General features: G+C 67.0%; 1 pseudogene. It reads right to left on the minus strand.

Annotated elements, in window-relative coordinates:
• Positions 1 to 95, minus strand: a pseudogene (locus tag EN859_RS37535) (ATP-dependent protease); the annotation flags it as partial.
• Between the last annotated feature and the right edge of the window lie 187 nt (positions 96 to 282).

The following is a 282-nucleotide window of genomic DNA, read 5'->3' on the forward strand; positions in this document are numbered from 1 at the left end:
CCGCCGGGCAGAAGCAGCGCGCCGGCGAGCGGAAACACCGGGATTGCCGGCGGCAGGTCCTTGGCGAGCCGGTAGAGTGCGTTACCGACCCGCACCGCGACCCTCCCAAAGCAACGCCGTCAAGCGCATCACCCTGCAACCTCCTCTTGCCCGGCAAGCTCGTCCCGGTCTGGCGGCGAACCACCAGCCTGCCCTTATCTGGCGCTGGCAATCCTTCGCTCAAGCCTGCCGGCCGCGCCAGCCGGCAAAAACTTTTGAGCCCAATTCCAGGAACCAGCGGTT

Source organism: Mesorhizobium sp. M00.F.Ca.ET.216.01.1.1, from assembly GCF_004010325.2.
In the GTDB taxonomy this organism is placed as follows: Bacteria; Pseudomonadota; Alphaproteobacteria; order Rhizobiales; family Rhizobiaceae; genus Mesorhizobium.